This is a genomic window from Scandinavium lactucae (assembly GCF_033843265.1).
Taxonomy (GTDB): Bacteria; Pseudomonadota; Gammaproteobacteria; order Enterobacterales; family Enterobacteriaceae; genus Scandinavium; species Scandinavium lactucae.
This window is the reverse complement of the sequence record NZ_JAWXRD010000032.1, coordinates 17,371-30,456: the sequence shown is the minus strand read 5'-3', so window position 1 is coordinate 30,456 and position 13,086 is coordinate 17,371. Positions and strand designations below refer to the sequence as shown.

General features: G+C 52.1%; 15 protein-coding genes. 5 read left to right on the top strand and 10 right to left on the bottom strand.

Features of this window, described 5'->3' with window-relative positions; translation table 11 throughout:
* Positions 1-5: 5 nt before the first annotated feature.
* From tdcD to tdcA, 4 genes are all read right to left on the bottom strand, one after another.
* Entirely contained in the window at positions 6-1,220 is a 1,215-nt protein-coding gene (gene tdcD, locus SIK69_RS14085) for a propionate kinase (protein WP_319629057.1), read from the bottom strand.
* A 23-nt stretch (positions 1,221-1,243) separates the two neighbouring features.
* Positions 1,244-2,575 (bottom strand): threonine/serine transporter TdcC, encoded by a 1,332-nt coding sequence (tdcC, locus tag SIK69_RS14080; protein WP_319786382.1) that lies wholly within the window; start codon positions 2,573-2,575, stop codon positions 1,244-1,246.
* A gap of 23 nt (positions 2,576-2,598) precedes the next feature.
* Positions 2,599-3,588 carry a bifunctional threonine ammonia-lyase/L-serine ammonia-lyase TdcB gene (tdcB, locus tag SIK69_RS14075; RefSeq protein ID WP_319629059.1) on the bottom strand — a complete coding sequence of 330 codons (990 nt, stop codon included), beginning with the start codon at positions 3,586-3,588 and terminating at the stop codon, positions 2,599-2,601.
* Positions 3,589-3,671: 83 nt separating this feature from the next.
* Positions 3,672-4,610 carry a transcriptional regulator TdcA gene (gene tdcA, locus SIK69_RS14070; protein WP_319629060.1) on the bottom strand — a complete coding sequence of 313 codons (939 nt, stop codon included), beginning with the start codon at positions 4,608-4,610 and terminating at the stop codon, positions 3,672-3,674.
* 716 nt (positions 4,611-5,326) lie between these two features.
* Here tdcA and SIK69_RS14065 point away from each other — a divergent pair.
* Entirely contained in the window at positions 5,327-6,193 is an 867-nt protein-coding gene (locus SIK69_RS14065) for a hypothetical protein (RefSeq protein WP_319786381.1), read from the top strand.
* A 70-nt stretch (positions 6,194-6,263) separates the two neighbouring features.
* Here SIK69_RS14065 and hdeB read toward each other — a convergent pair whose 3' ends face one another.
* Both hdeB and SIK69_RS14055 read right to left on the bottom strand, forming a co-directional pair.
* The gene (gene hdeB, locus SIK69_RS14060) at positions 6,264-6,584 is read right to left on the bottom strand and encodes an acid-activated periplasmic chaperone HdeB (protein WP_319786380.1); all 321 of its coding nucleotides are present in this window, start codon (positions 6,582-6,584) and stop codon (positions 6,264-6,266) included.
* 145 nt (positions 6,585-6,729) lie between these two features.
* Positions 6,730-7,617: a LysR substrate-binding domain-containing protein gene (locus SIK69_RS14055; RefSeq protein WP_319786379.1), complete on the bottom strand. Its 888-nt coding sequence runs from the start codon at positions 7,615-7,617 to the stop codon at positions 6,730-6,732.
* A 99-nt stretch (positions 7,618-7,716) separates the two neighbouring features.
* Here SIK69_RS14055 and SIK69_RS14050 point away from each other — a divergent pair, with 99 nt between their 5' ends.
* On the top strand, positions 7,717-8,325 hold the full coding sequence (locus SIK69_RS14050) for a short chain dehydrogenase (RefSeq protein ID WP_319786378.1): 609 nt from the start codon (positions 7,717-7,719) through the stop codon (positions 8,323-8,325).
* A 52-nt stretch (positions 8,326-8,377) separates the two neighbouring features.
* Here the strand turns inward: SIK69_RS14050 and SIK69_RS14045 are convergent, their stop codons facing one another.
* Entirely contained in the window at positions 8,378-8,536 is a 159-nt protein-coding gene (locus tag SIK69_RS14045; protein WP_110511345.1) for a YqaE/Pmp3 family membrane protein, read from the bottom strand.
* A 190-nt stretch (positions 8,537-8,726) separates the two neighbouring features.
* The gene (gene stpA, locus SIK69_RS14040) at positions 8,727-9,128 is read right to left on the bottom strand and encodes a DNA-binding protein StpA (protein ID WP_319629063.1); all 402 of its coding nucleotides are present in this window, start codon (positions 9,126-9,128) and stop codon (positions 8,727-8,729) included.
* A 556-nt stretch (positions 9,129-9,684) separates the two neighbouring features.
* Here stpA and alaE point away from each other — a divergent pair.
* Positions 9,685-10,122, top strand: a complete 438-nt coding sequence (gene alaE, locus SIK69_RS14035; protein WP_319629065.1) for an L-alanine exporter AlaE — start codon at positions 9,685-9,687, stop codon at positions 10,120-10,122.
* Positions 10,123-10,160: 38 nt separating this feature from the next.
* On the opposite strand, the gene SIK69_RS14030 is transcribed toward alaE, so the two are convergent.
* Positions 10,161-10,505 (bottom strand): DUF2002 family protein, encoded by a 345-nt coding sequence (locus tag SIK69_RS14030; RefSeq protein ID WP_319629066.1) that lies wholly within the window; start codon positions 10,503-10,505, stop codon positions 10,161-10,163.
* A gap of 160 nt (positions 10,506-10,665) precedes the next feature.
* On the opposite strand from SIK69_RS14030, the gene SIK69_RS14025 reads away from it, so the two are divergent.
* The gene (locus SIK69_RS14025; RefSeq protein ID WP_319629067.1) at positions 10,666-10,992 is read left to right on the top strand and encodes an ElaB/YgaM/YqjD family protein; all 327 of its coding nucleotides are present in this window, start codon (positions 10,666-10,668) and stop codon (positions 10,990-10,992) included.
* A 62-nt stretch (positions 10,993-11,054) separates the two neighbouring features.
* Here the strand turns inward: SIK69_RS14025 and pdxR are convergent, their stop codons facing one another.
* Positions 11,055-12,407, bottom strand: a complete 1,353-nt coding sequence (gene pdxR, locus SIK69_RS14020; protein WP_319786377.1) for a MocR-like pyridoxine biosynthesis transcription factor PdxR — start codon at positions 12,405-12,407, stop codon at positions 11,055-11,057.
* A gap of 85 nt (positions 12,408-12,492) precedes the next feature.
* On the opposite strand from pdxR, the gene SIK69_RS14015 reads away from it, so the two are divergent.
* Positions 12,493-12,924: a carboxymuconolactone decarboxylase family protein gene (locus SIK69_RS14015; protein WP_319629069.1), complete on the top strand. Its 432-nt coding sequence runs from the start codon at positions 12,493-12,495 to the stop codon at positions 12,922-12,924.
* The last annotated feature ends 162 nt before the right edge of the window (positions 12,925-13,086 follow it).

Sequence of the window (13,086 nt, the reverse complement as noted above, 5' to 3'; positions counted from 1 at the left end):
TCGGTTCAGGAAAGTGCAACTTCAGCAGCGACATTCATTTCGCCTATCTGAATCGCATCGAGTGCAATCATTTTCTCTTCATTGGTCGGAATAACAGCGCAGGCCACCGCCGAACGTTCAGAGGAAATAATGCGTTCCCCGGCACTGCCCGGTAAGGCGTTCATTTGGTCGTCCAGTTCGACGCCAAATACCCGTAAATGCGCCATCACCAGACTGCGGATCAGCTGTGAGTTTTCGCCTATGCCGCCGGTAAAAATGATGCCATCGAGGCGATGCAGCGCCGCGGCATGACCCGCAATATGACGGGCGATGCGGTGGACAAAGGTCTGAATCGCCAGCCTGGCGTGCTGATGGCCCTCGTGCCAGGCCTTCTCCAGCACCCGCAAATCGGACGATAAACCGGAGATACCCAACAGCCCAGACTCCTTATTCACCACCCGTTCCAGCTCGCTGAAACTTTGCCCGGTCTGTTCGGCAATCCACGCCATTGCGCCAAAATCGACGTCGCCGCAGCGGGTGCCCATCATCAGCCCTTCCAGCGGCGTCATGCCCATTGAGGTGTCGACGCTACGACCATTGCGCACCGCACAAATCGACGCCCCGTTTCCCAAATGGGCGATGACCAGCCCGGAATCCTCTGGCTGCAGACCCAACAACGCATGGGCCTGCTGGCTGACATAGCGATGCGACGTACCGTGAAAACCGTAGCGACGCACGCCGTGCTCTTCGAAATAGCGCCACGGCAGGCCGTACAGATACGCGTGCGGTTCCAGCGTCTGGTGAAAACTGGTATCAAACACCGCCACCTGCGGCACGCCGGGGAACAGTCGCCGGGCCGCGTCCACCCCGCTGAGGTTGGCGTAATTGTGCAGCGGGGCCAGCGGCGATACTTCACGGATCTGGGCGATAACCTCGTCGGTTATCAGTACCGATTCGCTGAAAATACTGCCGCCGTGGGCGATGCGGTGGCCAATTAAGGCCACGCTGTCGATCAAGGCTCGGTGCTCCAGCTCCCCGGCAATCGCCTGTAAGGCACATTCATAATTCGGGTGGGCTAACGTGGCGGGCTCCCCGCCATTGACCGTTAAAAACGCGCCTTCGTTATTCAGGCCTTCGGCCATTCCCGCCAGCAATACGTCCTGACTTTGGGCATCCAGCACCGAGAATTTAATCGATGACGATCCACAGTTAATGACCAGCACTACCGGAAACTCAATCATTTTACGACTCCGTAATCCTTTACTCAGAACAGCTTATAAACGATGTTCAGAATGGTCAGTAAACCAATCGCGGTGACAAAAACGTTGTCCGCTTTGCCTTTATATTTCGCCAGCGACGGCGCTTTACGAATGGCATACATCGGCAGCAGGCACAGCAGCGAAGCAATAATCGGTGCGCCCATCGCTTCAATTAAATCGAGAATATTCGGGTTGGCATACGCCACCACCCAGGTGGATCCCATGATGAAAATCATGCTCAGGGTATTGAGCTTGCGGGCAGAGACTTTATTTTTGTCGCCTTGATAACCGAACTTGAGGATTAACCCATTCAGGCCTTCCAGCGTGCCGAGGTAGTGCCCGAAGAAGGATTTGAATATCGCCACCAGCGCGATAATCGAAGCACCATATTCCAGCACCGTGGCGAAGGTCGTTTTTTGCCCAGTCATTGAGGCGAAGTGGTTCGCCAGATAGGAGAGCACCGGAATGTTCTGCGCTTTGGCTTCGGCCATATTTTGCGGCGAGAGGGTAAACAGGCAGCTGAAGGCGAAGAACATCACCACCGCCACCATCAGCATACTGGCGCGACCAATGATTTTTGAACATTTGCGCTCGGTGTATTCCCGGCCAAAGTCCGCTTCATACTCTTCGCGTTTGGAAACCACGAAAGAGGAGACAATCGGCGAGAAGTTGAAGGAGAAGACCATAATGGAAATCCCCAGCCACACAGTCACCAGAATGCCGTCATGTCCGGTGAAGGCGATATCGCTCAGGTTAACCTGGTCAATCACCGCCGAGTTCCAGTAAGGGATCAACGACAGCGAAATCAGCACCAGGCTGGCGATAAACGGAAACACCAGGAAACTCATCACCTTGACCATCAGGTCTTTGCCGAACCAGATGACGAACGCCATCACCAGCAGCAGAACCAGCGCCACCAGGCCACGGTTAAGCGGCACCAGCTGGAGCTGGTTTTCCCAGAAGGTCATGAACGTGTTGGTAATGGTGACGCCGTAAATCCACAACAGCGGGCAAATCGCGAAGAAATACAGGAAGGTGATCACCACCCCGCCGGTTTTCCCGAAGTGCTCTTCGACGGTTTCGGTGATGTTACCCGATGGATTACTCCCCGACAGGCACAGACGCGCCAGCGCCCGGTGGCAGTAAAACGCAATCGGATAGGCCAGTACCAGCATCAGTAATATCGGAATCAATCCGCCATAACCGGCACGAATTGGGAAGAACAAAACGCCCGCCCCGATGGCGGTACCAAACAGGCCTAGCGTCCAGGTGGTGTCGGATTTACGCCAGCCCGAGACCTTGTCGGCACTGGCGATGAGGGTTTCTGCGTTGCTCATAGTCGTTTCCTTTTCACAAGAAATTAAGCGTCAACTAAACCGGTAATGTGTGACACGCGGGAGAGGTCGATATTGCCGCCGGAAATAATGCTGACGGTTTTACGCCCACGAATATGTTCATCGAGTTTGCCGCTGAGCAGCGCCGCCGAAGCCAGCGCGCCTGCGCCTTCGGTGATCACCTTGTTGCGCTGGATAAGGGCCACCATACTGCGGCGGATCTCGTCCTCGCTGACCAGCACAATGTCGTCCACCAGTTCGCGAACAATTTCGAAGGTTAATGCGCCCGGACGAGCCACGTCGCAGCCGTCGGCCAGCGTGGTGCTGGTGCGGTGATTCATGATTTCCCCGGCAAAGAACGAGGCCGCCATGCCATGTACGTTTTCAGACTGCACGCCGATGATGCGGATAGTCGGGTTGATGGATTTGATGGCCATCGCAATCCCGGCAATCAGACCGCCGCCGCCAATAGGCACAATCACGTTATCGACGTCGTACAGATCCTGGAGGATCTCCAGGCCGATGGTGCCCTGCCCGGCGATGACCATTTTGTCGTCATACGGTGGGATGAAAATGCGGCCTTCCATTTCAACGATTTCGCTAGCTTTAGCGATGGTGTCGTTAAAGCTGTCACCGTGCAGCACCACTTCGGCGGAGTAATCGGTGGTAGCGGCAACTTTGGATTTCGGCGCGCTGCGCGGCATCACCACTTTGCCGTCGATACCCAGCATCGCACAGGAGAGCGACACGCCCTGAGCGTGGTTCCCGGCGGAGCAGGCCACCACGCCTTTGCGTTTTTCCGCATCGCTTAGCGAGCTTAATTTATTGAACGCACCGCGAATTTTAAACGAGCCGGTGCGCTGCATATTTTCGAACTTGAGGTATATTTCGCCTTTACAGCATTCACTTAAATAATTAGAACGCGGCATCCCTGTCTTATATATTTTTCCGGCCAGTCGTTTCTGGGCCATTTTAATGTCGTCAAGGGTTACGGGCAGATCGTAGGTAATATGCATATCATCCTCTTTTCAGGATTAACAATAAAAGGGGTTAAGCGTCTGTCAGACAGCACGCCAGGCGTATTTTTATAAAAACTAAATCAGGCTAATTTGATTAATTCTTTTCGCTTTCGACAATTATGCAGAGAATATTGTTTGGCCAGTTCCACTAATACCGAGGCCGATTTTTTAATCCGATAATTTTTCGACCAGATGGCGGCATAGCGGGCAATCGGCAGCACATCTTCCACGGGCAGAGTGATGAACTGATTTGAACCAAAGGGAGCGGTCATGTCACACGGGATAACGGTCAGGAAATTGGCATTCAGCACCAGGTTATAAATGGTGACCACGGAGTCAGTTTTAACGATGTTTTCCGTGCTGATGTGGTGTTTTTCGAAGGTGGAAAGCAGCTCTTTATAGTAGCCCATATCGGTTTGCGGCAGGACCCACTGTTCGTTTTGCAACGCTTCCAGCGTGGTCTTGCCGGTGGGTGTTCGGGACTTGCTGGCCACCAGCACAAACTCGGACTCAAACAGCGGTTCGACGTGCAGGTCCTGCAACTGCATTTCATCGCTCAGCGTGCCAATGGCGAAATCCAGACGTCCGTCACGCAGCGCCGGGAGGAACGATGAAAGCTGAGCCTCGTACATTGATACCTGTGCTTTCGGGAACACCTCTTTGAACTTCTTCATCATACTGGACAGAAAGGTGAAACCAATCAGCGACGGAAAACCGAAGGAAACATCGACCACATGGTTACAGCTCAGGCTGTTTATCTCACTGACCATGTTCTTCATTTCGCGGGTGATGGACTCAGAATAAGACAGCAGCACCTGCCCGGCGTTGGTCAGCGTGACGCCGGTATTTTTGCGCACCATCAGTTCGATGCCAAAGTAGGATTCGATATCGTTAATAATTTTACTGACCGCAGGTTGGGTTAACCCAAGCTGTTTTGCCGCAGAGCCGATAGAGCCACTTCTGATGACTTCCTGAAAAACCACCAGCTGCTGCGTTTTCGGTAAAATGATATTTTCCATCGTCTCCGTCCCTAATTTCCATTTCGCGGTGAATTCTAGGCAATATTGCTACCCGGGGTATGTGCGGTGACTCACAATTCCCCTCCCGCTGTTATTTACCGACACACAACACCCAATAAAACACATTAAAATCAATAATATAAAAATAATCGATCTGCATTCAGACTGATTTCCATCAATAAACCAAGAGGGTATAAAATAAATTTATGGCGATAAGTCCATTCTCATAAACTTATTTTCAAAGAGGTTTTAAGGTTGTCTTTCAAACAATTATCGAACAGTAATTAGCCACTGAAAATTCAATTATATTTGTAATTATCAAAATACCCGATAAAACCCATGATGATATATAGGTAAACCCCGATCGGGATCGCATAAAATTGTTAATACCAGAGTGTTAGCAGCAGGAGATTATCATTTCATCTTGTTTTTTTTAACATCAAAACAAATTAAAGAACAAAATTACAACACTGGATTTCACCCCTATTCCGGGGGAATATTTTACATAAATTGACACAGGCAGCGACACGAATCGACTCACCCACCACCTAACAGTGTTTTGTGCTGAATGTCGCAGATCGGACATCTTGTCGATTTTTGAGCCTGGGTAATAAAACAATATTAAATAACTTCTCGCTTGTCGCATCATCCTGAAATGATTAAGATCCGCGCAATTCCCCTCTCTCACTCTCCGCCCAAGCGCGGGTGGAACGGCTATGTTTGACACTAAAATGGCTGACCTGCGTCAGAAGCGCTGGAAAAAGCACCTCCCCCTTTTTGTCTCTCAGGATGCACGCAGTGGCAATCCCTATAACTACTACGCCGTGTTTCTGGTGGATGTTGATCGCAACCGCTATCAGCTGACCGGCTATCGCAAAAGAGCGGTGACCCTCGCCCGTTGGGATTATGACGCCGGATGCTATCTCGACAAGCAGCGGATTAGCGTGGCGGAACTGGATGCAATGCAGGCGGAAATCATCCATTACCGCAGCTACGGGCCGATTCCTTTCTCCGGGATCCTCAGCTTTAGCTTTAACCACCGCACCCGTCTGATTTACCTGAAAACGTTGCTCAACCGGGGTAAAGGCAAGTTCGTTTCGGCTTTTTTTGCCAACAAAGAGCTAAAAAGTCGCGACCGTATCGCTCTGCTCAATTTACTGGTGAACGAATATGTTCAGCAACGGCCATCCCGTATTCATGCCGGGCTGACGCTGGAGGAAGTGATTGAGATGCTGTATGGCAAGCTGTGGTACCAGCATATTCGCAACGAGGAGTTTCGCCGTAAGGTGCGACTGTTGCTGAAATCACTGACCATTACCGGCGATCTGGTACAGAACGAGGTGCATTATAACGTGCAGCCAAAAGCCGTGGCGACGATTGTCGATTTTGAGAAAGAAGAGCACCGCATTAAGCAGCAGGATAAGATGCAGCGCAATTTTGTGCGCCTGATGCTGGTTATCACCGCCTCGACAGTGTTGATTACCCTGGCCTTATTAGGGCTGGCGGGGGTGGTTGATTTGCATAAAGTCTGGGCGTTTCTCAGTGACCTGAATCCGCTAAGCATGCTGATGAAGCTGGTGTAACACCTGACCTTGGGATGCAGATTTGCCAGTGAAGAAATAAAGGGGGAATATTTCCTCACTGGCAAGAATATTATTTCTTCAGCTCTTTTTTAATTTCGTCTTTAATTTTAGACAGCTCACTTTGTGGATGTTTTTTGCAAAGATCGACAGTCAGCGGTACCGCCGTGGTTTCAGTTTCCTGAAAATCAATATAGTCCCCGCCTTTGAAATCCTGATCTTCATTCAGCATCCAGAAAGTGACAGGCACCAGTGCCTGTGGGTTGAGATCGATAAACTGCTGGCAGTTCATATTCTTCGGTGTCACTTCTTTGGTGACGGCCCCCACACTGGCAGTCGCCATCGCGGCTGCCATTAAAACACCGGCGGTTGCCAGAGAAAATTTATTGGTCATGACGAACTCCATATATCCTGTTAATAACCAGAGTAGGTTTATCCGGCGCGATAATATGTCGGATAGCGGGATCTTACTGCGTTAAATTAAAAATGGCAGAGTCCTAAACTAAAATAGCCATTAGCGATATCGGTAGCGCCAATATTTATATTTTTGTCACTTCACGTTGCAGGTGATCGATAAAACTGGTCAGTTTGGGCAGCGGACGTAAATCTTGTCGATACAGAATATGCACCGCCCGCGGGGTGGGCAGAAATGCATCCAGCACGCGTACCAGACGGCCCTCTCTGAGTTCATCTCGCAGTAAGATTTCCGGCTGGAGCAGCAGTCCGGCCCCGGCCAGGGCCGCCATTTTCAACCCTAATCCGTCGTTACAGGCCAGCACCGGATCGCGCCGCCAGGGGCTTTGCGCCTCACTCCCGGGCAGCCGCCATTCGTTGCGGGCATTCCACACCATATGCGACAGGCAGCGATGAGCCGCTAAATCCGTGGGTGTTTGCGGCGTGCCGTAGCGGGCGAGGTATTCCGGCGCGGCGCATATCACCATCCGGTACAGACACAGCGGTTTTGCCACCAGGTCGCTATCGCGTAGTTCGCCGATACGCACCGCAAGGTCAAAACCTTCTTCGATCAGACTGACCAGCCGGTTGCTGAGATCGAGTTCGACACGCACCTCCGGGTATTGCTGTAAAAATGTCGCCACCGCCGGAGCTACCACGCACGCCCCGAGGGTAGAAGGCGCGCTAATCCGTAGCGTTCCTGACGGTGCCGCCCGCAGGCGTTCGATCGACGAATCCGCCGCTGCCATCTGCTCCAGCACCCGGCGGCACTCTTCGACATACACACGTCCAGCATCCGTCAGGCTCTGGCGACGCGTGGTTCTGTCGAGCAGCCGCGCCCCAAGCTCTGCTTCAAGCTGATGGATGTACTTCCCCACCATCACCGCAGAAATCTCCAGCCGCGCGGCCGCATCGGTGAAGCTCCCGCACTCGACCACCGTGACAAAGATTTCGATGCTGCGCAGCTTATCCATATTCCGAACCACCCGTTATTAATGTTCTAACCCTGCGCCACTTTATCGCACAAATAATTAGGTAAAGAATAGCTTTCAGACCAAAACGAGGATCCTGCTATGAAAATTGTAATTGTGGGTGCCAGCGGCACAGTGGGCCGTGCAGTAGTGACAGAACTGGAAAAAAACGGGGAGCATGCGTTAATTCGGGTCGGCCATCGTCAGGGGGATATGCAGGTTGATATCACCGATGATGCCAGCGTCGAGGCACTGTTTGCCCACACGGGTAAGGTAGATGCGATTATCGCCACCACCGGCAATTTGTTCTTTGGCCCGCTCAATGAGATGACGACGGACAACTTTTCCATTGGCTTGCAGGACAAGTTGCTCGGGCAGGTCCGTCTGGCGCTCAAGGGCCAGCATATCCTCAATGATGGCGGGTCCATCACCTTAACCAGCGGCATCGTTGCCGACGAGCCGATTGCTCAGGGCGTCAACGCCACCACGGTTAATGCTGCTCTCGCCGGGTTTGTGAAGGCCGCCGCCTGCGAATTACCGCGTGGAATACGCATCAATCTGGTCAGTCCTACGCTGCTGACGGAATCGGAAGCGGCTTATGGCCCATTCTTCCCAGGGTTTGAAAGCGTTCCCGCCGCACGCGTGGCGCTGGCCTATCGTCGAAGCGTGGAAGGGGTGCAAAGCGGTCAGGTGTTTAAAGTCGGGTATTAATGAGTTGATGAGATGCCCGGCAAGCGATAGCTCGCCGGGCAAAAATCACCGCTTAGTCGCGAGTCTGAACCCAGAAGGCGTGGATCAGGCCCGGAATATAGCCCAGCAGCGTCAGGACGATATTGAGGATAAACGCCCAGCCAAATCCTTTACCGAGCAACACACCCAACGGTGGGATCAGAATAGTAAAAACAATGCGCCAGAAACCCATATACACTCCATGCAATTCGTTAAAAGAGAAATATCTCTAAGCGTAGCCATTGTCACCCGAGCTGCCATTTCCACCCATCGCTTTTACCCTCTTTTACCTTTGGTTAAGAAAGTGCTTTCCCTTATCAGCTGTGGGGGAATAAGGCTCTGGCGAAATAAAACGGTGAGTGCAACCTCACCGCTTGAACCGTTTAAATCAGGAAATCGTCAAGCGATTTACCATTAGCAACCGCCTGCGCGATCGGCTTTGGCATTCTGCCTTGACCGGTCCATGTTTTTTGCTCACCGTTGAAATCGGTGAAGCGATATTTCGCCGGACGTGCCGGGCGTTTATTGCGGCCAGTTTTTGGTACCACAGCGTCATTCAGTAAATCATCCGGAGAAATACCTTCTGCTTTCATCAGCTCCAGCAAGGTATTGATCCGTTGCTGTTTCTCGGCCAGACTCTCACGCATTTCCGCTTCTTCAGCACGCTTTTCTTCAGTCACGGTCCTGAATTTTTCTAACATCTCTTCAAGAACGTCAATGGAGAATTCCCGCGACATTGCGCGCAGGGTGCGAATATTATTGAGTTTATGTAACATACTAGACATATATTATTAAAATTCCTTTTGACTGGCTAAAAATGAGACTGTAACGACTATTGTATTAGATACGATAATTATTTTCCACCTTCAAGCCCATCCAATAGTCTCATCTTAATATTTTTTAATCTAATTATAGTAATAACAGTTATGGGACATTTGTATATATCAGTAGGCCATTTTGTTATGTCACTGAATAGAATAGACCACCCTGGCCCTCACACCGCATATATAGTCATAAAATGCGCATAGAAAAACAACGCTATCAATAGCACAAAACACCAACAACACCTGCCTGCACGACAAATTACACCAAAAAGGAATTTGAAAATTATCTTATTGATATGTAAACGAAAATGATGTGACTGCAACAAAAATAGCGCCACACCGTCAAACAGAGACTGCGCAGAGTATTTTATTAACAAAATCGCAAGAAATAAAAATTTTACACTAGTTGTCACTTTTGATGCAGATGGATACTCTACTGTATAAAGCAGCACCAATACAAAATCGCTGTTAACGGCACGATTTTCATCATCACCCTCTTCTTTCAAGGAGCATACCGATGTTCTCTGCGCAGTCACGCCTGCGTCATGCGGCAGCAGACACTTTCGCCATGGTGGTCTACTGTTCCGTCGTGAACATGTTGATTGAAATATTCCTCTCCGGTATGAGCTTTGAGCAGTCACTTTCTTCGCGTCTGGTGGCTATCCCGGTCAACATCTTAATTGCATGGCCATACGGTTTTTATCGCGATTGGGTGATGCAGTTCGCACGTCGTTTAAGCCCGTCAAAAGGGATGAAAAACCTGGCCGATGTATTAGCCTATGTGACCTTCCAGTCGCCGGTATACGTGGTTATTCTGCTGTCGGTGGGCGCAGACTGGCATCAAATTGCTGCTGCGGTGAGTTCAAATATCGTGGTGTCGATGCTGATGGGCGCGGTATACGGATATTTCCTCGATTACTGCCGCCGTCTGTTTCGCGTCAGCCAGTACGCCTGACGCTAAATGCCACGACTGGCCCAGTGCCAGCCGTTGGCTTATTGTCCTTCGCCAAACAGTCCATTTAAAAAACGCTCAAGCGCGATGCGGGAGCTGAATCCGTGCGGAATTCCATAATGCTCTCGCGCATCGCCGCCTAAATAAAGCGGAAACTGTTGGTAATGGTCGCAGGTTTTAATCTCAGACGCCGGGTCCGCCAGCAAATAGCTGCGCTCTTTCAGGGCCGGATGAATGATAAGCGCCGTTCTGCCCATCCTTGCTTCACGATTCACATAGACATAATTATCGCCACGGCGATAGCCGTAAATTTTCTGCGTCACTTCGTCCATCGTGAATCCGACTTTTTCAAGAACGCGCGCCACCTCATCAGGTCGTAAATACATATTCTTTCCTCGTTATCCTGTACAGCCACGCCACCTTACAGTATTCAGCATTAGCATCGCTTTCAGAAAAATCCATAAACGGGCAAATAAGACGTTATTCACCTCCGAGGAATAAAATCTGTCCTAAACTTAGACTCACCGTTAATCAAGGGAGGATGGCATGTTTAACAAACCCAATCGCAAAGATGTAGACGATGGCGTACAGGATATTCATAACGATGTCAGCCAGTTGGCTGATTCGCTTGAAGAGGTTCTGAAATCCTGGGGCAGCGATGCCAAAGACGAAGCGGACGCGGCGCAGCGCAAAGCCAAATCGCTGTTGCGCGAAACCCGCGCCAGAATGCAAGGGCGCACCCGCGTTCAGCAGGCCGCACGTGATGCCGCTGGGTGTGCAGATACGTTTGTGCGGGATAAACCCTGGCAGAGCGTGGGGGCCGCGGCAGCGGTCGGGATCTTTATCGGTGCCTTACTGAGTCTGCGCCGCTAATTAAAGCGTGATAGTGAGCATGATAGTGACAGCCCCGGTAGCCTTCTGGTTTGCCGGGGCGTTTATTTGATCGCCTGCCAAAGCATTCGCGCCTGCTGTTGTGCCATCGCAAAACTGGAAATATTGGTAAAACTCATTAGCAGGCCCGATTCCCCCCAGCTATTAATCCGCCAGTCGCTTAACGCCTGCACGGAAAGACGCGCCTGGCGGCCGCGCCGGGCCAGGTCACGATCGTCCCCGTCGACTGCCATTACCAGTTGAATACCCCCTTCCTGCGGCACCACGCTGAACCCCTGCTCCGCCAGCGCCTGCTCCAGCCATTGCCGCCGTTGGGCATAGTGCTGACGCATTTTTTTCAGATGCCGCCAGAAATAGCCTTCACGGATAAAGTCCGCCAGAGTCTGCTGCCACAACAGCGGCACGCCACACGCCGCCCGTGAAGCCTGCTGGCGAAACGCAGCCACCTGCGGGAGCGGCACCACCAGCCAGGCGGTACGCACGGCAGGAAACAGCGATTTGCTGAACGTTCCGGCGTAGATCACCCGCTGTGGGGAGTCGAGACTTTTGATCGGCGGCAACGGTTTGCCCTGATAGCGAAATTCACTGTCGTAATCATCTTCAATAATCCACGCGTCGCGATGCGCTGCCCACTCCAGTAGCTGATGACGGCGCGGCATTGACAACGCCACTCCCAGCGGGCTTTGGTGCGCCGGGGTCAACAGGGCAAAACGCGCCTCGGGAGCCAGCCGCAGCCCCTCGTCGATACGCATCCCCTCTTCATCCACCGGCACCGGGCAAAACGCGATCCCCTGCTGCGCAATCAGCGGGCGGATCAACGGAAAGCCGGGATCTTCCAGCCAGATTTTATCCCCGCGCTGCCCCAGGGTTTGCAGGATAAGCGTCATCGAGGCCGCATAACCGGTGGTGATAAACACCTGTTCAGGCTGGCATTCAATGCTTCTGGAAAATCGCAGATATTCAACAATGGCACCGCGCAATGACAGGTCGCCGCACACGTCCCCTAAGGCCAGATCAAAGCGGGTCTGGGTACGGAGCCGTCGGCCCATCACCCGCGCCCATTGTGCTCGCGGAAACAAGTCCAGCGCGGGCAAGCCCATCTGAAACGGCTGCGGTTCGGGCTGCTCTCCGCCATACCAAACCGGTTCTGCTGCGGCAGGCCCTGGCACCACGCCTGCGCTGACAAAGGTGCCTGCCTGACCGCGTCGTTCCAGCCAGCCCTGCGCCACCAGCTCGCCATAGGCCGCTTCCACGGTCGCCCGTGAGACGCCTAATGACTGGGCATATACCCGGCTGGCGGGCAGGCGTTTGCCTGGCGTGAGCTCCCCTTTTTCAATAGCGACTTTCAGCTGGCGCGAGATTCGCTGGTAGCGTGGGCCGTTGAAGGCATCATTCATGGTCTGGTTTTTTACTCAAATTATGGCTCTCTTTAGCAGACCATTATAGTGCTAAAGTTTCGCCATCGTTAAGAGGAGAAGCCCCATGACCACATTACGTCAGCCGTACTATGAATTGAGCCCTGAAGTCTATGCTGCCTTTGTGCAGGCGAGTAAAGCCCTGGAACGCAGCGACCTGGATCTGTCGTTGATTGAGCTGGTCTATCTGCGCGTGTCACAGATCAACGGCTGTGCTTTTTGCCTGGAGATGCACAGCAAAGCGCTGCGCAAGCAGGGTGTTGAGCAGGTGAAACTGGATGCGTTGGCGGGCTGGCGGGTAAGCCATCAGTTTTCTGATCGCGAGCGTGTGGCGCTGGCGTGGGCGGAAGATGTGACCGATATCACCCGCACCCGGGCGGAAGATTCCGTGTATGAGCCGCTGTTGGCGTATTTCAGCGCGAAAGAGATCAGCGACCTGACCTTCGCCATTAGTCTGATGAATGCGTTCAACCGTCTGGCGGTCAGTATGCGCATGTAATTGCGACCAAAACCCTCGCCCTCGCTACGCTCGTTAATGGGGGCAAAATTACCGCAAAATAACTATATATTGTATGGTTGAAGTTTTTACAAACTACATCTAGTATTCCTTTTGAAGAGACATCCCCACAACCGACGCTGATTTTTGCGCCGCTTTGTCATT